This window comes from Amycolatopsis sp. cg5, assembly GCF_041346955.1.
GTDB lineage: Bacteria > Actinomycetota > Actinomycetes > Mycobacteriales > Pseudonocardiaceae > Amycolatopsis.
This window is the reverse complement of the sequence record NZ_CP166849.1, coordinates 1,507,122-1,530,782: the sequence shown is the minus strand read 5'-3', so window position 1 is coordinate 1,530,782 and position 23,661 is coordinate 1,507,122. Positions and strand designations below refer to the sequence as shown.

General features: G+C 66.7%; 16 protein-coding genes. 3 read left to right on the top strand and 13 right to left on the bottom strand.

Annotated elements, in window-relative coordinates:
• Window positions 1-86: 86 nt before the first annotated feature.
• The gene (locus AB5J62_RS07295; protein WP_370947352.1) at window positions 87-2,720 is read right to left on the bottom strand and encodes a BTAD domain-containing putative transcriptional regulator; all 2,634 of its coding nucleotides are present in this window, start codon (window positions 2,718-2,720) and stop codon (window positions 87-89) included.
• Window positions 2,721-2,803: 83 nt separating this feature from the next.
• On the opposite strand from AB5J62_RS07295, the gene AB5J62_RS07290 reads away from it, so the two are divergent.
• Window positions 2,804-4,321, top strand: a complete 1,518-nt coding sequence (locus AB5J62_RS07290) for an alpha/beta fold hydrolase (protein WP_370947351.1) — start codon at window positions 2,804-2,806, stop codon at window positions 4,319-4,321.
• Window positions 4,322-4,455: 134 nt separating this feature from the next.
• Here the strand turns inward: AB5J62_RS07290 and AB5J62_RS07285 are convergent, their stop codons facing one another.
• The 12 genes from AB5J62_RS07285 to AB5J62_RS07230 all read right to left on the bottom strand — a co-directional run bounded on the left by AB5J62_RS07285 (window position 4,456) and on the right by AB5J62_RS07230 (window position 20,502).
• Window positions 4,456-4,698: a hypothetical protein gene (locus AB5J62_RS07285; protein WP_370947350.1), complete on the bottom strand. Its 243-nt coding sequence runs from the start codon at window positions 4,696-4,698 to the stop codon at window positions 4,456-4,458.
• 290 nt (window positions 4,699-4,988) lie between these two features.
• Window positions 4,989-8,078, bottom strand: coding sequence for an SAV_2336 N-terminal domain-related protein (locus AB5J62_RS07280; RefSeq protein WP_370947349.1), 3,090 nt, complete (start codon window positions 8,076-8,078; stop codon window positions 4,989-4,991).
• A complete protein-coding gene (locus AB5J62_RS07275) occupies window positions 8,059-8,883 on the bottom strand; it encodes an AAA family ATPase (protein WP_370947347.1) in 825 nt (274 codons plus the stop codon). The genes AB5J62_RS07280 and AB5J62_RS07275 overlap by 20 nt, the downstream gene beginning before the upstream one ends.
• A 105-nt stretch (window positions 8,884-8,988) precedes the next feature.
• Window positions 8,989-10,767, bottom strand: a complete 1,779-nt coding sequence (locus AB5J62_RS07270; RefSeq protein ID WP_370947346.1) for a hypothetical protein — start codon at window positions 10,765-10,767, stop codon at window positions 8,989-8,991.
• A gap of 208 nt (window positions 10,768-10,975) precedes the next feature.
• Window positions 10,976-12,241 carry a DUF222 domain-containing protein gene (locus tag AB5J62_RS07265; protein WP_370947345.1) on the bottom strand — a complete coding sequence of 422 codons (1,266 nt, stop codon included), beginning with the start codon at window positions 12,239-12,241 and terminating at the stop codon, window positions 10,976-10,978.
• Between the two features lie 191 nt (window positions 12,242-12,432).
• Entirely contained in the window at window positions 12,433-13,965 is a 1,533-nt protein-coding gene (locus tag AB5J62_RS07260; RefSeq protein WP_370947344.1) for a TIGR03767 family metallophosphoesterase, read from the bottom strand.
• Entirely contained in the window at window positions 13,966-15,030 is a 1,065-nt protein-coding gene (locus AB5J62_RS07255; protein ID WP_370947343.1) for an ABC transporter ATP-binding protein, read from the bottom strand.
• Entirely contained in the window at window positions 15,030-15,809 is a 780-nt protein-coding gene (locus AB5J62_RS07250) for an ABC transporter permease (protein ID WP_370947342.1), read from the bottom strand. The genes AB5J62_RS07255 and AB5J62_RS07250 overlap by 1 nt, the downstream gene beginning before the upstream one ends.
• Complete coding sequence (locus tag AB5J62_RS07245; RefSeq protein ID WP_370947341.1) at window positions 15,806-16,702, bottom strand: ABC transporter permease; 897 nt, start codon at window positions 16,700-16,702, stop codon at window positions 15,806-15,808. The genes AB5J62_RS07250 and AB5J62_RS07245 overlap by 4 nt, the downstream gene beginning before the upstream one ends.
• Before the next feature lie 3 nt (window positions 16,703-16,705).
• Window positions 16,706-17,839, bottom strand: coding sequence for an ABC transporter substrate-binding protein (locus tag AB5J62_RS07240; protein WP_370947340.1), 1,134 nt, complete (start codon window positions 17,837-17,839; stop codon window positions 16,706-16,708).
• A 325-nt stretch (window positions 17,840-18,164) separates the two neighbouring features.
• Window positions 18,165-18,431 carry a helix-turn-helix transcriptional regulator gene (locus tag AB5J62_RS07235; protein ID WP_370947339.1) on the bottom strand — a complete coding sequence of 89 codons (267 nt, stop codon included), beginning with the start codon at window positions 18,429-18,431 and terminating at the stop codon, window positions 18,165-18,167.
• A complete protein-coding gene (locus tag AB5J62_RS07230; protein WP_370947337.1) occupies window positions 18,391-20,502 on the bottom strand; it encodes an AAA family ATPase in 2,112 nt (703 codons plus the stop codon). Before AB5J62_RS07230 ends, AB5J62_RS07235 begins: the two co-directional genes overlap by 41 nt.
• 153 nt (window positions 20,503-20,655) lie before the next feature.
• On the opposite strand from AB5J62_RS07230, the gene AB5J62_RS07225 reads away from it, so the two are divergent.
• Both AB5J62_RS07225 and AB5J62_RS07220 read left to right on the top strand, forming a co-directional pair.
• Complete coding sequence (locus AB5J62_RS07225; protein ID WP_370947336.1) at window positions 20,656-21,360, top strand: response regulator; 705 nt, start codon at window positions 20,656-20,658, stop codon at window positions 21,358-21,360.
• Between the two features lie 131 nt (window positions 21,361-21,491).
• Window positions 21,492-23,618 (top strand): tetratricopeptide repeat protein, encoded by a 2,127-nt coding sequence (locus AB5J62_RS07220; protein ID WP_370947335.1) that lies wholly within the window; start codon window positions 21,492-21,494, stop codon window positions 23,616-23,618.
• The last annotated feature ends 43 nt before the right edge of the window (window positions 23,619-23,661 follow it).

Sequence of the window (23,661 nt, the reverse complement as noted above, 5' to 3'; positions counted from 1 at the left end):
GTGCCTCCGGTGTCGTGGGATTCCCAACGCGCTGGAGCTTCGGCGGGGCCGCCATAACTTCGCCAAACAGCACCCGGATGTGACACTCAGGAACCAGGTGCCCCACTGATCTTCGTCAATGCTTCACGGGTTAGCTCACAACCTTGTGACCTGCTGTTTAGCCCGGCGAGCGCCCTCAGCTCCCACAACGGGAAGCCCAATTCACGGAACAGGTTCGCGGCGAGCGTGAACGCCGACGCGTCGTCCCGGATCCGGCCGAGACTGAGCAAGGCGTACCCGGCGCCGCGACGGTCACCGAGATCGGCGAACGTGGTCATCGCCGTCTTCAGGTGCCCTTCCGCGGCCACCCGGTCACCCCCGAGGTGACATGCGTCGGCGAGGCTGCGATGCGTGTACGCCGCCGCGTGCCGGTGCCCGAGCCGCTCGAACAGCAGCAGCGAGCGCGCGAGGTGCCGCCTGCTGTCCGCGGCCTCACCCAGCTCGGTGTGCAGGTCACCGAGGCTGCGCAGCACATGCGCCTCCCAGTGCCGCTCGCCGGCGCGCGTGGCGTTGCCGAGCGCGTCCTCCAGCAAGGCCCCTGCCTCGTCATGGCGCCCATGCCGCCGGAGCACGTCGGCATAGCGCTTCGCGGCCTGGTCGTTGCGGTCCTCGGCGAGCAGCATGCTCAGCTCGAAGCTCTCGATCGCCCGCCGGACGTCCCCGAGGTCCTCCAGCAGCGACCCAAGCTGATACGCCGCGACCGCCTGCCCTCGAGTGTCACCCTTCAGGAGCACCAGCGCCTCACGCAGCTCGCTCAACGCCCGCTGTCCGTCTCCGAGTTCGGCGTGCACATCGGCGAGCGCGACCAGCGACGCCCCGGTACCCCGATCGTCCCCGAGCGCCCGGAACCGGCTTTCGGCCAGCTCGAAGTACCGCCGCGCGCGCTGCGACCGGCCGTCCTCCCAATGCAACGAGCCCGCATTGAGCAGCTTGACGGCCGTTTCCGGGCCATCGGCGGCGAGCCCGAGCAGCGACACCGTGTGCGCGGACCCGGCGGGGCTCGCCGCCAGCGCGCCGTACGCCGCCGCGAGCCGCTCGATCACCGCGGCGAACACCCGCCCGGTCGCCACCGGATCCGGCGCCGCACGCCAGAACAGCCGCACGAAATCAGGCAGCACGTACCGGACGAACCCCAGCGCGTCCCGGCCATCGGTGACCAGGAGATGGCCATCGACCAGCGCGTCGAGCAGGTCCCTGGCCGCCGCCACCGGCAGTTCGAGCAACGCCGCCGCCGACCACTCGGTGACCTCGGGCGAACAGGACGCGAGCAGTCGCAGCGCACCACGCTCCTCGGCCGACCGCTCCCGCATGGCCGACGAGAGCGCGGCCCGGACGCTGAGGTCACCGGCGATCAGCTCGTCGAGCGTCCGCGTCTCGTCAGCCAACCGCGCGGCCAGCTCGCTGACCAGAAGATGCGGACGCTGCGCGAGCTTCGCACCGGCCACGCGCGCGGCGAGCGGCAGACCACGGCACAGCCGAACCAACTCGGCCCCGGCCACAGGCTCCGCGCGCAACCGCTCGCGGCCCAGCAAGTCCCCGATCTCGGCCAGCTCCCCGACTTCGACCGTCTGCCCCGGCACCCCGAGCAGCCTGCGCCGCGACGTCGCCAACACCAGGCATCCCGACCCACTCGGCAGCAGCGAACGCAGCTGACGCTCCGACGCGACGTCGTCGAGCACGATCAGCAGGCGCCGATCGCTGGTCTGCCCTCGCCAAAGCCCGACGAGCTCACTCAGGTCATCAGGCGGCTCGACTCCCAACGCGATCAGAAATCCGGCCAGCACGTCGCGTGGCGTAGCCCGGCCTATCTCCGCGTAGAGCTGGCCGTCAGGAAAGCGTTTGCGTGCTCGTCGCGCGGCATGGACGGCCAGCGCCGTCTTGCCGATCCCGGGCGGTCCGTGCAGCACGACCAGCCCCTTCGCCCGCTCCAGCTCGGCAAGCTGGACCGTTCGCCCGACGAAGTCCGGCGTCGAGGCAGGCAGCTGCGCCGGCGGGTCGCCGCAGGTCCACTCCCGGCCCGCGATCCGCCGGTAAAGGCGATACAGGTCGTCCCCAGGCCTGACCGCGGCCTGCTCCCACAGCGCGGCACGCGCTCGTTCCAGCGCGCGCAGCGCGGCATCGCGGCGTCCACACCGATCGAGCGCGACGACGAACTGGGCGACCAGCTGCTCATCGGTCGGCCGGTCCGCGACGACCTTGGCCAGCTCGTCGACCACCTCACGGTGCCTGCCGCGCTCGAGCTCGAGCGCGGTGTACCGACGGAACACCGACCAGCGCCGGTCGTTCAGCCACACCTTGTGCGCTTCGACCAGCGGCCCGCCCGCGATGTCCTCGAAGGCCGGACCCCGCCAGCACCCCAGCGCCTCTTCAAGCTCGCCTGCGGCGGCCAACGCCAAGAACCGGTCGGTGTCCAGCTCACCCGGCTCCACGGTCAGCCGGTAACCCAGCGGTCCGTTGCGCAGGCGTTCCTCACCCAGCACCTTGCGCAGCTTCGACACCGTGACCTGGACGATCGCCGCGGCGCTGGACGGCGCCCCGTCCGGCCACAGCTCGTCGATCAGCGCGTCCCGGTGCACGAACTCGTTCGGCCTGGCCAGCAGGATGGCCAGCAACCGCCGCGGCTGGGCGGCCGAAGGCAAAGGCACCGACGCCGCCAGCGGGCCGAGCACCTGGAATCGCACGACCGCATCCAAACAACGCATCGCCCTGCGTGGAAACCCTTGCAGTGCTATAACTTCGCTCAGTCGCCGAAGGGATACGCATAGTGAGGTCCACGACGCTGGCGGTCGCCGTCCTGAGCATGCTGGCGCTCACGCCTGCCACCGAGGCACGAGCCGCCGCACTCGACTGGCAACCCTGCAAAGGCACCGCCTTGGCGGGCCTCGACTGCGCCACGCTCACCGTGCCGATGGACTACCGGACCCCGTTCGGCGCCCAGCTGTCGATCGCGCTGAGCAGGCACCGGGCCACCGACCCGCTCCGGCGCCGCGGCGTGCTCTTCACCAATCCCGGTGGCCCAGGCGGCTCCGGCCTCGAGATGCCAAGCGGCTACGCGGATCAACCGATCAGCCAGGTCTACGACATCATCGGCATGGACCCGCGCGGTGTCGGAGCCTCAACCCGGCTGTCGTGCCTGATCAGCTCATGGCGTCCGGACCTGCCCAGCAGGCCCACCGACGCGGACCTGCCGGTTTTCACCGCGTACGCGCGGGAAACCGAAGAGCTGTGCCGGCGCGGCGGCGGCGATCTCCGGCAGTTCATCACCACGATGAACACCGCACGCGATCTGGACCGCGCCCGCGCGGCACTGGGCGAACGGAAGATCAACTACCTCGGCGTCTCATACGGCACCTGGCTCGGCGCCGTCTACGGCGAGATGTTCCCGCAGCGGCTGGACCGCAGCGTGCTCGACTCGGCCCTGGACCCGATCAAGACCTGGCACGAGCAAGATGACGACATCCTGACCACCATCGAGGCGAACTTCACCCGATGGGCGACCTGGGCGGCCAACCGCGACCAGACCTTCAAGCTCGGAACGACACCACGCGAAGTCCGCGCCTCCGTCGACAAGATCGCCGAGGCGGTCAAGACGAAACCGATCGCGGGCTTCCGCAACATCGACCTGTTCGACGAGAACGTCGGCATATCCACCCGCTCCCGTCCATTGTGGAAAGAGTTCGGCGAGACCATGAGCCAAGCGCTCGGGGAAATCTCGGGCGCCAAGTCGGACACAGCCCCGCGCAGCCGCACCGATCGCGCGGTCGCAACGGCGCGGGAAGACATCAAAGCGACCCGCAACGGCGTGTTCCAGACGGTGACCTGTGAGTGGAACTGGCCGTCCAACGTGGAGGACTACTACGCGGACATGCGCAGGGCGCGTGACCACTTCCCCTACGGCGACACGGTGTCCTACATGGCGCCGACGAACTGCACCTTCCGCAGCTTCACTCCCGAACCGCTACCCAAGATCGGCCCCGCGCGTTACCCGACAGGCCTCGTGCTGCAGGGCGACGGCGACACGAACACACCTTATGTAAATGGCGAGGTCATGGCGGAGACCCTCGGCAGCTCGCTGGTCAGCGTCGCGGGCGAGGGGACACACGGCCAGTACGCCAACGTGCCGGACCCGCTGATGGGCTTCCCCGCGGCCAACCCGTGCGTCGACAACGCCGTCAACGCCTACCTGCTCGACGGCGTCCTGCCTGGCAGCAGGGTCACCTGCCAGTCGACGAACCCGCCGCCGAGCGTGCCGTTCGACGGTCCGCCCCGAAGCGTCGGGTAACTGGGGCTGGCGCTTAATACCAACCTTGAATAAAGTCATGACCGACGGATAGGGGCGACAACTAGCCGTCACCTTTGTTCGTCGCGGGCGATTCGACCGTGTCGCCCGCGGCGAACTTTCCATGCCTGAGCTGCTCAGCGGACGCGCAGGCCAAGCGCGCCCGCCAGCACAACAGCCTGGTTCGCGTCGATGATCGTGCCGTCGAGTTCAGCCTGACGCGGGTCGAGCGCGGTCAGGTCACTCCCCCGCAGATCCGCACGCGGCAGGCTCACGAACGACCAGTCGCCGCCGATGACTCGTAACGGCCGCAGCGAGCACTCCGTGAACACCACGCCGCGGGTGGACGCCTCCGTCAGATCGACCCCAGGAATCGGCAACGCGTGAAACCGCGTCCCGTCAGCTCCTCGGCGTACCAATCCACACGGTGGAAAGTCTCGTCCTCCGTCACCCGGCCAGGCTAACGGAGCTAACCCCTCTGGGCGGGATATGGGCCATTCGCTTGCCGAGCCTCCAGCGCTATGACGTCTAATATCGGTCTTACGTCTGCGGGGAAGGAGACGGGCATGCTGCCATGGGTCGCGCTGGCCATCGCCGTCCTCGTGCCTGCCGTGGTCTGCCTCCGCCGCGCGACCCGGACCTTGGACACCGTGCTCTCCGAAGAACTCACTCAGCGCCCGAACGGCCACCAGGACCGCCGGCTCCCCTTGTCGTCGTCCAGTGGCCCTCGTTCGTCCGACGGCGGCTGAACCGGCGCCTGAAGGGCTCCCATGTGCACCCGGACGAGGTCTGCCCGGAACTCCATCGCGGTCTGGTAGCGGTTCTCCGGATTGGGTGCCAGCGCTTTGAGCACGACGGCGTCCAAAGCACGCGTCACCGGCTGCATGGTCGACGGCGCGCTGATCGTCCCCGTCTGCGCCGGCCGCTCGCCGGTCAGCAACTCATACAGCAGGCATCCCGCGGAATAGATGTCGCCTCGGCCATCGAGCTTGTGCCGGTTCGCCTGCTCAGGCGCTCGGTACTCGGACGCGCCGATGGCCTTGTCGATCTCCTCCGGCGCTCCGCCGATCTCCCTCGCCATGCTGAAGCCGACCAGCTTGACCGCACGAAGCGTAGTCAGCATGACGTGTGATGGTTTGACGTCGCCATGCACGAAACCTCTGGCGTGCACCGAGTCCAGCGCACTGCACAGGTCGGCGATGATCTCGATGGATCGCTGCACACCTGGCGGCTTACCGCTCTTGAGCACATCGGTGAGCGTCGCGCCGTCGATCAGCTCCAGCACGGTGTACGGCCGCTGGAAGTCGTCGATGGCCATCTCGCCGATGTCGTAGGTCGCGACGATGGCCGGATGGTTGAGCATCGAACCGATCCGGGCGCCACGCAGAAATCGTTCCACCGCGCGGGGATCCCGCGCCCGCTCAGGATTCGGCGCTTTCAGTGCCACCTCGCGGTTCAGCACCTTGTCGAACGCCTGATAGACGAAGCTCATCGTACCGGCGCCCAGGATGGAGCCCAGCTCATAGCGGCCGGATTCGGACGCGACGAGCCTGCCCTGCCACTTCTTCAACCGCGCCCGAATCCAGGTCGGATCGACCTTCTCCATGACTTCGGCGTCAGCCAGCAGTGCGGAGTAGAGGTCAATGGCCGACTTCACGTCCCCGTCGCGGCCCATCCATTCCGCGAAATCGCCGCGGATGAAAAGACCTTCCTCGTCCTCCGGCACGAGGTCCAGCATCGACCGCAAATGCGCCTGCCACAGCGAAAGCGCGTCCTTTTGATCGGGCAGCCCCAGCAGCCACATCTTGAACAACTCGTGCAGCGAGCGCGCCCATGAAATCGGATCAGCGACCTGGTCGAGGGTCATTTCCCGGACCGGCGAATTCACCTCGAGCCCGTAGCCATCGGTGAGCAGGCCGAACGCGAGCAACTCCGCCGCCGCGGTGCGGATGCGCTGCTCATCGCCGAACATGGCGGACAACGCCACCTCGACGAACTGGCTTGGACGCGGCGGTTTCGACACCGAACTGAGCATGCGCTGCAGGGGCACACCTTCACCCCGGTAAACCGACGCCGAGACCAGCAGGGCCGCTGCTTCCCCGGAAAGCTGCTGCGTGGTCAGCCGGAAGACCGCGCTCAGCACACGGGCATAGCTCACTCGCTCTGGCAACACCGGCAGCAACTCGGCCGAGTAAGCCGCGATCGTCGTGCCGAGGTATCGGACATAGCTGCCGGCCAGCCGGATGATGAGCGGCCACCCGCCTGTCGCGGTCACGAACTCTCGTGCGGAAACGAGATCGTCGTCGCCACTGATGACAATCAGGAGTCCGACGCCGCTCGTCGTGGTCAGCGGCCCAAGCTTCACGACCGGCCATCGACGACCGGAGAAGCCATCTTCGGCGATCACCACAATGTGCCCGTTGTGCCGCTTCGGCAGGAAGTGCAGGTCGGGAACGCCTTCGGTGATCATCAGCCAGGAGTCCTCACCTGGCGTGACATTCGCGTCGACCGTGCTCTCGAAGTTCGTGCGTGTCGTCCAGCCGACGAAGTCGTAGTCGGCGCGGTGCCGTTCGGCGAACGCGCGAGCCATGGTCGTCTTGCCGACACCCGGCGGCCCGGTGATCACCTGGACGGATGCCTCTTCGAAGCCACGCCAGAGCAGCTCCAGGTCCAGCTCTCGACCTACCACCTCGATCGGGGCTGGGGGCGCCTCGACAGACTCCACCACACTGACCGGTTCGACCTCGGCGACTCCGAGCAACTCGAGAATGTCCCGCAGCGCCTCAGGCAGGTTCTGGCCCGCCAGGACTTCGTGCAGCCGCCACGCATCGCTTGTGCTGAGCCGTTCCAGCAACCCTTCGCGGAATCGGTCGAGCCCGCTGATGACAACTTCGGCTACATCGCTGTCGGCGGCCTCCGGCACCAGCTCGCGTCGCACGAGCTGCAACAACGGCAAGCTCACCTCGCGGAACGGCGAAGCGAGCACCGCAAGGCGAAGCGCGAGCGGAGACGCGGTATGCCGGAAGGTGCTGAGCAGTTCCTCTGAAGTCAGGAACGCTGACTCGTCGCCCGCCAGCGGGCTCGGTGGGACGAGCACCGCATCGCAGCCGTCGCGGTCGCCACACATGAGTGTCTCGGCCCATCGTCGCAGCGAAGCCGGAGTCAGAGCCACGGTCGGGACCGGCGTCCATTGTTCGCCTGCCAGCTCGACCAGCGCCGGAACCCGATGCGGCAGAACCGAACTCCCCGGCGCTTTGGCGGTGACCCGGACAGAAGGAAGATCCAGCCCTGTGCGCCGCCATAGCCCGCGAGGCAGCGGGTTGATCACCGCCGTCGGCGTGCTCTCGGCCCAATGCCGCACACGTTGCCAAGCACTGTCGCCACGCCACGCATCGCCGGCGCAATCCGAAAACACGAGGACAAGTTCTCGTCCTCCGCGGTCGATGCGCACCTCTTGACTGAGTTCGCGTGTTCGCACTGACCGGAACGCGTCGATCGAGCGCAAGACGCGGGCGAATTCCGCCGTGACGGAGCGCCAGACATCCATCGACCGTGAATCGTCGACGACCAGCGTGACGTCGAACCATCGCTCCGCCCGACGCCGGAACTGCGGTGTCAACGCCGCGGTGTGCCCGTACTCCCGAACTGTCGCGTTGAGATCAAGTTCCCGGTATCCACCAGGCCAGGGACGCCGGAACGCCTGTAGGGCCTGGGCAATGCCTGCGGCGTCGAAGACAGGTTCAGGCACGGGTGAGCTCACGCAGCACGTAATCGAGCACCACTCGCCTGTCCTCCCCCTGCGGCGCGTGCTCGCCGGTGAGCAAATGAGCGGCGGCCAGCAGCTGATCGATCGCCAGCAGCTCGCCCGCTTGAACACGAGTCGCGAACTCGTCGATCAGCTCCGCGAGCGGTCCCGCGTCGTCGACGTTCAGGCCGAAGTGCGCCTCAAGCACACGACGCACAGCGGCTGGGTCGGTGAACGACGGCATCGTGAAGCGCACACAACGACGCAGGAACTGTGACGAGAAGTCCCGCTCACCGTTACTGGTGATCACGATGAACGGAAATTCCGTACACACCACGCGGCCGCGGGTGATCAGGTGCCGTGCTTCACCGTCCGACTCACGGATTTCAACCGCGGACCGCTCGAACCGCACCAGTTCGGGAATCTCGAATTCGCCGTCCTCCAGAACCTCCGCCAGATCGCCAGCAAGGTCTAGGTCGCCTTTGTCGATGTCGTCGATGAGAAGCGCACGGGGATGGTTCGACGGCAGCAAAGCGGCACCGAGAGGGCCGAGCCGCAGATAGGCGGCGATGTCGTCGGTGCCCCCGAGCTGGTGCGCGTGGATACGCCCGAGTGCGTCATAGCGGTAGAGCGCATCGCTCAACGTGCTCTGCGAGGTGACCTGCCACCGCAGAACCTGTCCCAGCTTCAATTCCGTCGCGACCGACTCGATCGCGGTCGATTTGCCGGTACCAGGTGCGCCCGTGATCAGCAACGGACGGCGCAGCGCGAGTGCGGCGTTGACCGCTTCGGCAAGGCCCGCGGGCGGTTGGAACGCCACGGCTGAACGAGGGAATGTCCGCCACGGCGGAGCCGAAGGCAGCGGCAGCCCGCGCTCGACACCGTCACCCCGGTATGCAGGGGTCCACGTCATGGCGATACTCCTCTAACTCCGCGTTCCACGCTGGTACCTCTGGCAGAAGTCCAGCCATTCTTCGTCGTCCCACACGGTCCGCAGTCCATCTGGGACGCTGTCCCACTCCTCGTCGAGCGCCCGCCGCAAGCGGCGGTCCGCCACCACGGACTCCGGCCACAGCACTACGGGGATGTGGGTCAGTAACGTCCACAGTAGACGCGGATCGGGGTCCGGGCGCTTCAGTGCGATCGCCTGCTCATAGTCTCCGGAAGCCAGCTTGCGCACCAGTCCGGCAAGATCACGAGTGTCCTGATCATCCAGCCAATCGACAGGCGCGTCACCGGCGTGGAAGTTGATGTTGTCGAGGCATCGCCGAGCCGTGACCAGCATCCACTTGTGCCCGCGGGGCGGACTGAGCCGGTCCGACCAGCGCAAAGTCGCGTTGTCCGGCTTCCAGCTCACGAGCAACTCCGCCGGTGCGGCGACATCGACACGCTTGAGCGGGGTCCTGAGTTCGCTAGCACGTTTGCCGGCCTTCGTGATCACATCTGTCAGCACGAGTTCGACACCGGCCTTCGACGGCTCACATGGAAGCCTGTTGTGTTTTTCGAGCACGCCGTCACGCAAGAGCCAGGTTTCGAGCTCTTCCGGCCAAAGCCCCGTCGTCGATGCGTGCAGGCTCACGATCAGCCACAACCTGCGGGGTTCCCTGCGCTCAAGCTCAGCTTTTTCGGCCTCCTTGAACGCTTTGACCGCACTGACCGCCTGTGCCCATTCGAGCAGCTGCGGATCATCGAGCCGATTGTCGAAGGCCGCGAGCTTGACGACGAACCGGGCCAGCTGCGCGCGACAAGACCCTTCGACCGCCGGATGCTCCAAAGCAACGCGCTCGACGACATCGGCGACATCCTCGCCGTCAGCCACCTCGACCGGCGCCGCACGCCGCAACCTGCTCGTCGACAATGCGCCGGTCAGCACCCGGTGTAGCAGGGCGCTTGTTCGAGCCGCGACCAGCAGCGTGTCGAGTACGTGCGTGGCGCGGAGCACGGCCGGCGTCCGAGGCTCTCTGCCGAGCCGCTGCCAAAGTTCGTAGAGCCGCTCAGGGGTGTAGTCGACTCCATCGAATCGATCCTTGAGAGCTACCGCTAGCTCAGCTCGCCCTGGTCGCCCCGCGACACTTGGAGCGCGTCCGAGCTGGTAGCCAAGGCTGTACCCGCGATTGCGCGCGAGCCAGAATTCCTTCGAGTCGTCTTGGTGAGCGATATCGACGACGTCGGCCCCTTCGACCGCGCGCACCTCGGTGACCATGGCCGGAATGTCCAAATTCCGACGAGCTTCGAGGATGCCGTTCTCCAGCAAGCGCGAGAGCCCAAAAGTCAGCCGGAAGGCATTCTGATGGTCCGACGACGTCATGATCACGCCGAGCCGAGGCTGCCTGGCCGGGCTGAGTACGTCTGGCGACCAGGTATCGACGATGGCCAGTACACCGCGGACGCCGTGCCTGCTCGCTGCCCGATTCAGCAGCTTGGGCACATCGACCCCGGCCAGCTCACCGAGGAGTGCGACCACGAAGGTCGCCTTCTCCCTCGCGGCGTGTGTGACCGCGACGGCGACCGCCTCGCGGATGTGCTCGGCCGTGAACTCGCCCTCGATCAGGGCGTGCCCGTCAGGTAAGCCCGGTTCACATGCCCCGATTTCGTCGTGAGCGAGCACGTCGTGCAGCACCCGCGCCGCCCGGTCGAGCTGGTCCAGCCTTGGCATTGCCGGACGCTGCGCGGCGACGACGAGGAGATGTCGCCGAGCCGTCATCCCGCCACCACTCTCCTCGCACATACCACCGGGTCGGGTGACAGGTTACGGAACCTGGGTGTCACCTCGTGGACAAGATGCCCCGTTCACCCGTTTGCCGAGGTGAGCGATCGATCGAACACCACCAGAATCGTCACTTTTCGTGGCAAGCGCGATCACGGAGTGTCAAAGAGGCTGAAGTTCAAGTTCAGACGAGCTGAACATACCGTCAGGCCGCGTGCTGCCCTGCACAGCCCGGTGGCGGCTGCTCGTCCGTATACCGCGGCTCGTGCAAGGGTTCGAGTTTGGTCGAGTAGCGATCGCCGGTCGGAGTGGTGACCGTCAAAGTCGCGTCACCGTCTAGCGCGTAGCGCCACCCTGGCTCGTCTTTCAGCTTGTGATCGTCCTGGCAGAGCGAAGCAAGATTGTCCTGATTCGTTTCGCCCGCCTTCGCCACCCAATCCTCGGCATGGTCCAGCTGGCAGACCTGCGCAGGCCGAGTACAGCCAGGAGCTCGACATTCTCGGTCCCGCACCCTCACGAACTCGTCCAATGCCTTGTCCGGCCGATAGCGGGTTCGACCGAGGTCGATGGGCTGACCAGTGGCAGGGTCAGTGATCAGGCGCCTCAGCACCGACTTCGAACCGGCCGCGATGTTACGTGCCGTCGAAGCTGGGATAGGGCCGTGCCCGGCAAGGAAGCCCGGCTCCTTGCGGATGCCGGCCAGGGTCAGATAGTCGATGTACACGAAGACTTCGGCCCGCTCCGAGATCCCCTCCTTCCCGGACAGGCAAAGGTCCATCATCACGTCCGCCCGGAGCTGTTCCAGCGTGCGCGATTTGTCGCTGAGGGACAGTTTGCGCGCGAGCCGGTCGATCCGGGTGTACGCGGCCGCGCACTTCTCAGCAGGCCCCTCCACCGCCAGTCTCGCCGAGCCGGCGTCTCGATGGGTCAAAATCATCCTGCGAGCAGCGCGCTTCTGTGCCGCGCGGCGCTCCAATCCGTCAGGATCAGCCTGGGCGGCAAGCTTGTTCGCACAGCGCCGCACCCCGCGGGGATCTTTGCCGATCAGCCTTTCCACCAAGATCGCATCCACGGCGCCGACCTTGTCGTCGGACAGCCATGACAAAGCGTCCGACACCTGCGCCGCCTTGCCGTAGTCCAGCTTTCCGGCGTCCATCAAGCCCAGCACACCTGGCAGTCGCCCGGTCACGTCACGGGCGACTCCGATCAGTTTCGCGGCGGCGACCTTCGTCATCGACAACGCGAAAGCCAGCTCACCGACCACACTCCGAATCGACCCCGCTGAAGAATCGGCCAGCACGGCGACACAGCGCAACTTCAGCGCGTCCATACGCGCTCTCTCCGCCTCAGCCGACAGCACTTTCGCAAGCAGCTCGGCACGGGTCATCTTGTTCAATAGCAACGATTCAGCACTTGCCGCCTGCCCATCCGGGGCAGGTCTCTGACTCGGAATCCCGTCGACAGAACTCATCGGGACCTCCCTTCGTCGACCTCCTTCCACGCTAAACCAGGACCCCGACAAGACCAGCAAGTTTTGTCACGACCCGAACTGCGGCCAGACCAGAGCAAAGAACGGAAAGTGATTGGCATGCAATGAAAATCAGGCGATCAAGGTCGTCAGAAATTCGGCTTACGAACGACGCGAACGGTCCAAACGAGCGACTACGCGACCAACGGGTTCTTGATGAGCAACTCGACGTTGCGGTCAGCCGCAGTACCAGCACCCTTGACCTCACGTTCCAGGTCATCACGGTTCTGCCAGTAGTTCGCGGACAGCTCACGGGAAAGCCCAGCGAGCGAAGCCGGCGAAAACCCACCGTCCCAAGCCTTCGGCCCGACATGGTCAACGATCGTGGTGACGATCGACAGCGTGCCGTCGTGGTTGTCCAGGATCTCGATACGACGAGCTTGCTGCGGCCAATCGATATGCGAGGCCGTGGTGACCTCCCAGAACGTTTCGTGCGCCGTCACGGTGTTCTCGTGCGTATGGCCGTTCACCCACAAGACTACATTTGGATACTTGGAAAGCAGGTCCGCGACCTCTTCCGCCAATATCCGGCGCTCGGGTCCGGTATCGTTGATCAGTGTGCGCAGCGGATGATGGCTGAACAGCACGAACAATTTGCCGGGTTCGGCGCGTAGCTGCGCTTCCAACCACTCGAATTGTGTGACGTCGAATGAACCTTGCCAGTAGCCGTGCGGGTTAACGGTGTCGAGCACCAGACCGCGCAACGGCCCCATGTCGAAGGCGTAGTACGCCATCCCGGAGTCAACATGATCCTGTCGAAAGCCGTGACCGTGGCAGGCCACGTGCGCGCCGACCCATTCGGCGCGCGTCACGTGCCGCCGCGCCGGGTCGGCCGTGACCTGGACGGCGGGCGCGTCGACGAGCCGAGCGACGACCGGACGGTCGGCCTTGTCGAAACCGTCAACGAGTTCGACCTCGTTGCCTTCAGGCATACCGACAAGCTTGCGCGGACCGATTGTCACCTCAGCCAGTTCGGGCCATGGCGGAACACAACCTTGCAGCATGTTGTCGTGGTTTCCGTGTACCGCGAACCACGGCACGTCCAGTCCCGTGGCGTCGAACGGAGCGGCTGCCGCCCGGAGGGCACCCGGCGCTTCGGGAAAGCCATAAGTCGCCCGCGGCAGGTCATCGGGGAGCCCAGCCGGCGTTCCGTCCGGGTGCCAGTAGCGAACGTCGTAGGTCTCGGGGTCGCTGGAATGCACACCTTCCCAACGCGAAGGGTCACCCGAGTTCGGACGCACCTCCCCACCGTCGAGCAACGTCAAGTAGGCGTCCAGCTCGTTGGCCTGACAGGCGTCCGTCGCGTCACCGGTCGAGATCGCGAACTCGACATCGAGTTCGTTGACCGCTTGGACCATGGCTTCGACCACATGGGGAGTGAAGATCTCCTGCGGGCGATAAGTGCCGACGAGCGGGATCACCTCCCGGTAGGGCGAGTCCGGGTCCGCATAGCGCTCCAGGAATTCGACCCTCGTGGGCGACTGTGGATCCATCACGTGCAGGTCGGTCAGGTGCGCGAACGCGACCAGCCGTTCCGGGGCCCGGGACGCTCCGGCCTTGGCCAGATCCTCCCGGACCTGCGGGCTCTCGCCAGGTGCGGTCTCAAGACGCTGATAACCGAGCGGGTCCGGGATGCCCCGGACGAGACGGCGACGGGAGGTGTCCATCTACGACTCGGTGGCCAGGAGCACCGGACGAGAGCCGAACCCGACGGTCGCAGACGTGCCAGGCACCAGTTCCGAGGCCGACACGCTGGGCAGATCCGCGAGCAGCGTCGTTCCGTCCGGCAAAGTTGCCGTGACCCGGGTCACCGCACCGCGGAAGCTGTGGTCGGTGATCTTCACTGGGCCATCAGAGGCGGGGTCGAGACTCACGGATTCAGGCCTTACCAGCACCTTCACCTGTTGCCCTTCCGTACGCGCGCCACGGTTCGCCAGCGGAAGCCGGTGTCCGGCGACGTCGACCTCTTCACCGGTGATCACCCCTGGCAGGTGATTCATGGTACCGACGAATTCCGCGACGAAGGCGGTCGCGGGCCGCGCGTACAGCTCGGCAGGCGTATCGCATTGTTCGAGGCGCCCCGCGCGCATGACCCCGACCCGGTCGGCGATCGACAACGCCTCCTCCTGGTCGTGAGTGACGAAAAGCGTGGTGATCCCGACGCGCAGCTGCAGCCTGCGGATCTCGTCCCGAAGCTGGTTGCGGACCTGGGCGTCGAGCGCGGACAACGGCTCGTCCAAGAGCAGCACTCGCGGCTCGATCGCCAACGCGCGGGCGAGCGCGACCCTCTGTTGCTGGCCGCCGGAAAGCTGATGCGGGTAACGCGGGCCATGAGAGTCGAGGCCGACCAGTTCGAGCAGTTCCTGCGCCCGCTTGTGTCGCGAAGCAGCGGACTTGCCTCGCAGCCGAAGGCCGAACGCGACGTTGTCGCGAACCGTCAAGTTCGGGAAGAGACTGTAGGCCTGGAAGACCATGCCCATGTCGCGTTTGTTCGCCGGCACACCCACCACATCAGAACCGTCGACGAGCACCTCGCCGGAGTCGGCCTGCTCCAGGCCGGCAAGTACCCGCAAAGCGGTCGTCTTGCCGCAACCGGACGGGCCGAGCAGCGCGACCAGCTCGCCGGGTGTGATCGAAAGATCCAGCCCGGCGAGGGCCTTCACCTCGCCGAACTCGCGGCGCAGGGCACGGAACTCGACCGAGGCGCCGGTGCGGGTGTCCAACAGAGTCATCAGGATTTTCCTTGGGTAGCGCCTAGGGTGGCCTTTCGACGGCCAGTCACGACAGAGAGCACGAACAGCAGCAAGAAGGCGACGAAAAGCGCCAGCAGGGACACGGCGACGGAAACGCCCGCTTCGGACTGGCCGGTGCTGACCGTCCAAACCGGGAACGTGTTCATCAGCAGAATGCTGGCCAGCGTGTACTCACCGAGCACCAACGCCAAGTTCAAGAACGCGGCGCCGAACACCGCCGACCGGATGTTCGGGATGATCACGCGCAACAGCACGGTCGTCCAGCTCGCGCCCAGGCTGCGAGCCGCCTCGACGAGGGTAGGCAACGCGATCGCTTGTAGGCCCGCGTCGAGCGTCCGGTATGTGAACGGCAGCGCGAGCACGACGTATTCGAACACCAGGATCACCGGGGTTCCGCTGATCACCTCGGGTGCGTCACGGAAGACCACCAGTACGCCGTTGACCAGGACGATCGGTGGGATCACCAGTGGCAGCAGACTGACCCCTTCGACGAGGCGGCGCAGTTTCGGGTGCTTGAGATGCACCCAGCTGACTGTCGGCACCATGAGGATCAGCGTCAACGCGACCGTGCCGAACGCGACCCAAAGAGACGTACCCAGAGTTTCGAACAGACCCGGTTCGTCGAGCAGTTTGCCCCAAGTGTTGAAGCTGTGTGTGTCGTTCACGTCGCGGAGGCTGAACTCGACAGAAGCGGCGAGCGGGACCAGGAAGTACAGGCCGAACAGGCTCAAAATCAGCCAGCGGAAAGCTTTGCTCATCCCAGCCACCTCGAAGCCCGCCGCTGCATCCAGTTGTAGAACGCCATCACCAGCGCGACGACCACGATCATGCCGAGGCCGAGCGCCTTGCCCAGGTTCTGCTGGTCCGCGACGACATTGCCGGACACGAGCGAGCCGATCTGGATCGGCACCAACGGCACCACACCGCTCGTCAACGCGTAGGCGGTCGCATAAGCCGAAAAAGCGTTCGCGAACAAAAGGAGCATCGATGCCAAGAAGGGAGGCAGCAGGATCGGGCCAGCGATGTGGCGCCAGTACTGCCACTTCGTCGCGCCGAGGTTCGCCGCGGCCTCCCGCCATTGCTCACGCATGCCCTCCAGTGCGGGGGTGAACACGATCACCATCAACGGGATCTGGAAGTACACATAGACGATTGCGATACCGGTGAAGTTGAACAAGTTGAAGCCACTGGCGTAGATGTCGAAGCCCAACCCCTTCAAGGCCTTCGTCACGATGCCGATGCTGCCGAGTGTCGCGATGAAGGCGAACGCCAGCGGGACACCGCCGAAGTTGGCGAGCACGCCGGACGCGCTCGAAACGACCTTGCGCAGTATGCCGTCCTCTTTCGAGGCCAGTACCGCCTGCGCAAGCACAGCACCCAGCACCGCGCCGAGTACCGCGGTGAGCGCGGACAGCTCGATGCTCGTGGCGAACGAGCGCCCGAACTGGTCCTTGAAAGCGGCCGTGATGTTGTCCGTGGTGAAGACGCCGTCGTTGTCCTGGAACGCGCCCAGTACGACCATGACGACCGGGGCGCCCAGGAAGACGCCGGTGTACACGAGGAAGGGCACCAGCCCGAGATGAGCGGTGACCCAGGCCGTCGCGCGCCGGGCCATCCCGACACGGACGGCGGTGGGTGTTTCAGCGGTCATGAATCAGCCGAGCGCCTTCGCCCACTCGTCGGCGATGACCTTCTTGGCCGCGTCGATCTGGTCGTTGGTCGGGAACTTGACCTCGCCCTTGACCTCCGGCAGTGCCGCGAGAGCGGCGGAGTCCGCGGTGCCGGCCGCAGTCAGCTTGTTCAGTCGCACAGGCCGGGAAAGACCCTTGAGGAACAGGTTCTGGCCCTCGTCGGAGTACAGGAACTCCTGCCAGAGCCGGGCCGCGGCGGGGTGCGGCGCGGTCTTGCTGATCGCCTGGCAGTAGAAGTTCGAGTAGACGCCGTCGGTGGGGACGGCGACCTTCCAGTCGATCTTGCCCTGGAGCTTCTTGGCGTACCCGGCCTGCAGGTAGTCCCAGTCGATCGTGATCGGAGTCTGTCCACTCTCGACGGTCGCGGCGCTGGCCTGGACCGGGATGAAGTTGCCGGACTTCTTCAAGTCGGCGAAGAACTGGATCCCCGGCTTGATGTCGGTGAACGAGCCACCGTTCGCCAGAGCGGCGGCGTAGACGCCGGCGAACGCGGCGCCGGCCTTCGTCGGGTCACCGTTCAGTGCGACCTTGCCCTGGTACTCGGGCTTCTTCAGGTCCGCGAAGGACTTCGGCGGGTTCGGCACCTTCGCGGCGTCGTAGCCGATGGAGATGAAGCCGCCGTAGTCGTTGACCCAGTTTCCCTCCGGGTCCTTCTGCGCGTCGGGCACGTCCGCGAACGTCGCGACCTTGTACGGCGCGAGCAGGCCGTCCTTGGCCGCGGACAGCGCGAACGCGCCGCCGAGGTCGAGCACGTCCGGGGCACGGTCCTGGCCCTTGAGCTGCTTGACCGCGCTGATCTCGTCCTGGCTGCTGCCCTCGGGGTTCGCCTCGGTGACCTTCAGCCCGTACTTCTTCTTGAACGCCTCGAGGATCTCGCCGTAGTTCGCCCAGTCGTGCGGAAGGGCGATGACGTTGAGCTCGCCTTCCTTCTTCGCGGCCTCGATGAGCTTGTCCAGCCCGCCCAGGTCCGCGGCCGACTTGGCGGTCGCGGCGCCGCCCGTGTCCTTGGCCGCCGCGTCGGAGCCCCCACCACACGCGGAAAGGGTCAAGGTCACCGTCGCGATACCCGCGACGATACCGGCAAGTCGTCTGTTCACTTGCGTTGTCCTCCGATGGGGGCTTGCGTCTACTGGCCGAGCGAACAGTTCACGAGACGAAAGTCCGGAAATTGAACACAAGGTGACCAGCGAGCAGCTGGAGAATGCACGACAAGGGCAGGCGATCACAGTGCGATGACACGGATGCGGCCGGTGATCGAATACGGACGCCGGGCGTATTCCGCGTGGCACCCGTCACAGCAACACGAAGCACCCAACCAGGTATCGGACCGGTTCGTCAATCGGCACCATCCGTTCGGTCCAATTCGGACGGAGCGAGTGGAAAGCGTTGAAACCCGTCCGACTGGAAAGGAACTGTCGGTGCTCAATCGAAATCGGCACCATTGACCCAGCGGACAATGTCCCGCCGTGAAGAAACGCCCAATTTGTGACGAAGCGCATAAAGTCGTGTGGAGACGGCTCGGGTCGAAACACCCAGCCGGTCGGCGATCTGCGGGTTGGTCAGACCGGCCGCGACCAGTGTTGCCAGCTGATACTCCAGGCCGTCTATGCCCCGAGGCGGAGCCTCGCTCGGATCCGGTCTGCCGTCCTCAAGCGCGAACGCGATCGCCTGTGCCCTGGTCAACGGCATGGTTTCGGAGTCGGCATCCCTGACGACCGTGGCGACCCGCCGTTTCCAGTACGGGTCTCCGAACAACCCGATCTCCTCGCGGATGGCACCCGCGATCGACGCGAGCCGAGACGCGCGAGCGGGCTTGCCTCGACCGGCCGCGACGAGCGCCAGGCCTTCGATGGCGGACGGCACGTTGTGCGGGTAAGCCGAGCCAGCGCGCAGCACCTCGCGGAACACGGTCTCGGCTTCGTCGAAGCGGCACAGCTCGACAAGGATTCCGCCGCGCACGTTGAGCGCTTCCCCAAGCCGGCTGAGCGAGTCGCCGGTCCGGCACAGCGCCACGCCCTCGTCGGCGAGCGCCGCCGCGCGGGTGTCGTCGCCGAGCAGGTGGACCGACCAGGCCAGGTGGACGAGGCAGTGCGCGGTGGCGGAGTGACCGCACCAGCTGGAGGCAGACATCACGGCGGGCCGCCGCGAGCTCGAGCTTGCCCGACATCTGCTCGATGCAGGCCAGCGTGGTCAGGCAGGTCGTGATCAGTGGGGCGTCGGCCAGGATGGAAGCGATCTCGAGCGCGTCGAGCGCCATGCGCAGTGCGGCGTCGTGTTCGAGCAGGAAGCCGGTGTACCAGGCCAGCCGGTCCAGGGCCGCGCAATGGGCCGGAGTACGCGGGCCACCGCCGTCGAGTGCTTCCGACAAGAGCTTTCTGGCGTCCGCGAGGAAGCCCATCCGCGCGGTGCAAGCCGCGAGCGCCGTCGACAGGAGGAGCCTGCGGTCGCCGCTCGTCCAAGTGATCACGACGCGCAGCGCGTCGCGATGCGCGAGCACCTTCTGATGAACCTCGTTCGGCACGGCGAGTGGCGCCAGCACGAAGGGCGCGGCGAGGTCGACGAAGAACCGGGTAAGCGCTTCCTTGGTTGACGGCAACTCACCCGCCGCCTCAAGCCTGCTCGCCGCGTACAGCCTGATCGATTCCAGCAGCCGGAAACGCCCCGGCGCCGACCCCACGCTCACCAGTGACTTCGCATGCAGGTTTCCGAGGACCTCTCCGAGATCGCCGTTCCCGCCGTAGACGGCGCGGGCGACCTCCAGGTTGAACTCGCCGACGAACACCGAAAGCACGCGCAGTACCCGGCGTTCTTCGGGGACGAGCAACCAATAGCTCCAGTCGATCGCCTCGCGCAGTGAGCGTTGCCGGGCCGGTTTCGTGCGTCCGCCCATGGTCAGCAGGTCGAATCGCTCGTCGAGGCGGGCGCAGATCTCGGTCACCGGCAACACCGGGATCCACCGCGCGGCGAGTTCGATGGCCAGCGGCGAGCCGTCGAGCCGCGCGCACAGCACGGCGACCGCGGCGGCGTCGGCCGCGGTGAGGCGGAATTCCGGCACCCGCTCGCGGGCGCGGTCCACGAACAGCCGCACGGCGTCGGTCCGCCGCGACGACGCCGGGTCCGGCACCTCCAGGCCGTCGACGCGCAGGACCACCTCGTCGTGCAGACGCAGCGCCTCGCGGCTGGTCGCGAACACGACCACGTCGGGGCATCGCCGCAGCAGGTCCTCGGTGAGCTCGGCGCACGCGTCGAGCAGGTGCTCGCAGTTGTCCAGGACTACGAGCGCGCGCATGTGCCGCAAGGTGGCGATGATCGTTTCCCGCAACGGTTCGTCGGGGCGTTCCGTGACGCCCAGCGCCGCCGCGAACGTTTGCGGCAGGAACCGCGTGTCGGCGGTGGACTCGAGTTCGACCAGCAGTACCCGGTCGACCAGGTCGCGTCGGACGCGGCTCGCGACGGCCAGCGCCAGCCGCGTCTTGCCGGCGCCGGCACCACCGGAAAGCGTGACCAGGCGGTGCTTGCGGACCAGCGCGGCGAGTTTGCCGAGTTCCCTTTCCCTGCCAACGAAACTGTCCCGCTGCGCGGGAAGGTTGCTGAGCACCTTGGCGTTCACCTGCGCCGGGACCTCGGCCTTCGACGGCATCCCGGCCATCCGGCGCCGGTAGGCACGCTGACGGCAGGCGTTGGAACAGTAGGTCCGCCCGCTTTCGGGCTCACCGGGCAACGGCGTCAGGCATTCGGCGCACCGGTGGGTCAGTCGCATACTCGGGACCACCCGCAGTAATCGATTACTCCCAATACGCCGTTACGGCTGGACCGTAACTCCGTTACGCGCATCTGTACGAGAGTAGTGGCGAGCACCCAAACTTGGCTTGCCCTTCCCTTTCTCCGATGACGGAAGACACCGGGAGCCGTCATGACCGTCCTCGTGACGACGCAGGCCGAGCACTGGAGGCCGGCCATCAGTGCCATCAGCGTCGGGATCGCAGATCACCAAGTGCTCATCCGCGCGGGGTTGCGCGGCGTGCTGCAAAGCGACGAGCGCATCGTCGTCGTCGGTGAAGCCGGTGACCGCGCCAGCCTCGTCGACCTGCTCGGCCGTCATCGCCCCGAAGTGCTGCTGGTCGACGCCGACCTGCCGGGCACCGATGGCGCGAGCACGGCCAAGCTGGTGCGAAGACACGCGCCCGCCACGAAGGTGATCATGCTGGCCTCGCCGGGCTCGGGTGACCTGCTGTTCCCGGCGCTGCGTGCGGGCGCGGCGGGTTTCCTCTTCAAGAACAGCGAGTCGGCCGAACTGGTGGCAGGCGTGCGTGCGGTGGCCGCGGGCCAGGCGACGCTTTCACCTGCCGCCGCACGGCATCTCGTCGACCGGTTCGTCGGTGTGCCGACCGAACGCGCCGATCAGGCGCGGCGGCGCGTCAGGTTGCTCACCGAACGGGAACGGGACGTGTTGACGCATCTGGCGAACGGGACGGCCAACGCCGGGATCGCGCGGGCGCTGCATTTGAGCGAGGGCTCGGTCAAGGCTTACGTCAGCAGGCTGCTCACCAAGCTGGGCTGCGACAACCGGGTCCAGGCCGCGCTGATCGCCAGGGACGCCGCGCCGGAAGGGTTCTGACCGAATACTCCCTACGACTGAACCGGGTTCTCTCGGATCTGTGGCCGGGGTTGAATGACCCCACAATGAGCGCGCCGAGGGGAACGACTGGGCAGTGCGTGGCGTGCGGCGGTGAAGTCACGGGTGGCGCCGTGCGCCGGTACTGCTCGAACGCGTGCAGGCAACGTGCCTATCGCCGTCGCGCCGCGAGTGGCGTTCTTGGCGCCACCCCACTGCCGAAAGCGCCGCGTACCAGGGGAAATCTGCCTGAGCCCGCCGACCGGTTCATCGGCCGTAAGCGTGAGATGGCCGTGCTGTCGCGCATGGTGCGGCGGCATCGGCTGGTCACGATCGTCGGGCCGGGCGGAGCAGGCAAGACACGGCTCGCGGTGGAATCGGCGGCACGGGCGACGGTGCCGTCGTGGTTTGTCGAGTTGCAGGACGTGCACGACGAGCAGGTGCTGATCCAGGCCGTCGCGGCGACGCTGGCGGTGACCGAGCGACCTGACGAACCGTTGCTCGAATCGGTGGTCGGTGCACTCGCCGGGCGGAATTCGGTGATCGTGCTGGACAACTGCGAGCATTTGCTCGACGGGTGCGCCGAGCTGGCCGAAATTCTGCTCAGCCGGTGTCCTCGCTGCTCCATGCTGGTGACCAGCCGGGAAGAGCTGCAGATCACCGGCGAGGCATTGTTCCGCATCGGCTCGCTTTCGGTGCCGGAGCTGACCGAGCCGATGCCGGCGGCGACCGTGGCCAGGTATGACGCCGTGCGGCTGTTCGTCGAACGGGCCAGGGAGCACGTGCCGGACTTCGACCTCACGGCGGACAACGCGAACGCGATCGCGACGCTGTGCGTGCGCCTCGACGGGCTGCCGCTGGCCGTCGAGATGGTCGCGCGCTGGGTGCCGATGCTGACCGTCACCGAGATCGGCGCGCGGCTGCAGAACCACTCCGCGCTGCTCACGCTCGCCGGCGAGACGGCGCCTTCGCAGCACCGGACGCTGCGCGAAATCATCGACTGGAGTCATCAGCTGCTCGCCGAGGACGAACGGCGCGCGCTGCGCAGGCTCTCGGTGTTCGGCGGCGGGTTCGACCTCGCCGCCGCGGCGGCGGTCTGTGGCGGGCTCGCGGAGACGGCGTTGCTCGACCTGGTGACCCGCCTGCGCGCGAAGTCGTGGGTCGAATCGGGGCCGGAGCCGTTGCGGTTCCGGCAGCTGAGCTGCATCCGGGTGTACGGCGCGGAGCAGCTGGCCGCGGCCGGTGAGCGGGACAGCACACGGGAACGGCTGATCAGCTGGCTTACTAAGCTTTGCGAGCCACTGCTGCACAGCCCGATGGCGATGACCGACGAGCAGACCGGCCCGATCGACCGGCAGCGTGACGCGCTGCGAGCCGCGCTCCGCTGGACGCGTGCCGACGACGACCGGCATCACCTGCTCGCGGCCGGGCTGGCGTCGGCGAGCGCGCGCCGCGGTTACCTCGTTGACGGCCGCGCGGTGCTCAGCCGGGCGCTGGACCGGCGAGGACGTTCCGACTACCGGCTGGTGGCGCTGGATTGGGCGGCGTTCCTCGCGGCGAGCCAAGGCGACCACGCCGAGGCGTCACGACTGGCCGAACAGGCCATGGCGGTGGCGCTGGAAGTCGCCGATCCGATCCTGCTGGCGAGCGTGCACAACACAGTCGGCCATGCCCGGATGACCGCGGGCGACGCTGAAGCGGCCATCGGGGAGCTGACCGAGTGCGCTCGGATCCTGCGGGCGGATTCTCAGCCACTGGCGCTCGCGATGGTGCTGCACAACCTCGCCTGGGCTTGGACACAGCTCGGTGCGCACACTCAGGCGGCCGAGCTGCTCGACGAGGCGGTGCCGATCTATCGCGCCAACGGGCCCAGCCACCTGCTGGCGTGTGTGCTGCACACCCAAGGCACGCTCGCCCTTTCGATGGGCTTGACCACGCAGGCTCGCACACGGTTCCTCGAATGCTTCGAGCTGTCTTCACAACCGTTGCCGGTGGTGGGTGCGTTGCAGGGCATGGCGGTGGTCGCGGCCAGGAACGGCGACGCCGCACGAGTGCTTACGCTGAACGCGGCGGCAGAGTCGTTGATAAGCACGCTCGACTTGAGAACGCTTACGCAATCGATCTACACGGCTGAGCTCGCTGAAGCCGTCGGGCGCTTCCGTCGCGAGCTCCCGTCCGACGAGGTCGCCGTCGCCGAAACGACCGGTAAGGCGCAGTCGATCGACGAAATCGTCGCCTACGCGGTCCAAAAGGACCACTAGCTCAGTAAACGCGGCGCCGCCTCGTGACGGTCATGGCAAGCTG

Bases quoted from the DNA above. Each gene is read 5' to 3' on its own strand.
- AB5J62_RS07270 (WP_370947346.1), bottom strand. From the start codon at position 10,767: ATGACGGCTCGGCGACATCTCCTCGTCGTCGCCGCGCAGCGTCCGGCA.
- AB5J62_RS07265 (WP_370947345.1), bottom strand. From the start codon at position 12,241: ATGAGTTCTGTCGACGGGATTCCGAGTCAGAGACCTGCCCCGGATGGG.
- AB5J62_RS07260 (WP_370947344.1), bottom strand. From the start codon at position 13,965: ATGGACACCTCCCGTCGCCGTCTCGTCCGGGGCATCCCGGACCCGCTC.
- AB5J62_RS07255 (WP_370947343.1), bottom strand. From the start codon at position 15,030: ATGACTCTGTTGGACACCCGCACCGGCGCCTCGGTCGAGTTCCGTGCC.
- AB5J62_RS07250 (WP_370947342.1), bottom strand. From the start codon at position 15,809: ATGAGCAAAGCTTTCCGCTGGCTGATTTTGAGCCTGTTCGGCCTGTAC.
- AB5J62_RS07245 (WP_370947341.1), bottom strand. From the start codon at position 16,702: ATGACCGCTGAAACACCCACCGCCGTCCGTGTCGGGATGGCCCGGCGC.
- AB5J62_RS07235 (WP_370947339.1), bottom strand. From the start codon at position 18,431: ATGCCGTTGACCAGGGCACAGGCGATCGCGTTCGCGCTTGAGGACGGC.
- AB5J62_RS07230 (WP_370947337.1), bottom strand. From the start codon at position 20,502: ATGCGACTGACCCACCGGTGCGCCGAATGCCTGACGCCGTTGCCCGGT.
- AB5J62_RS07225 (WP_370947336.1), top strand. From the start codon at position 20,656: ATGACCGTCCTCGTGACGACGCAGGCCGAGCACTGGAGGCCGGCCATC.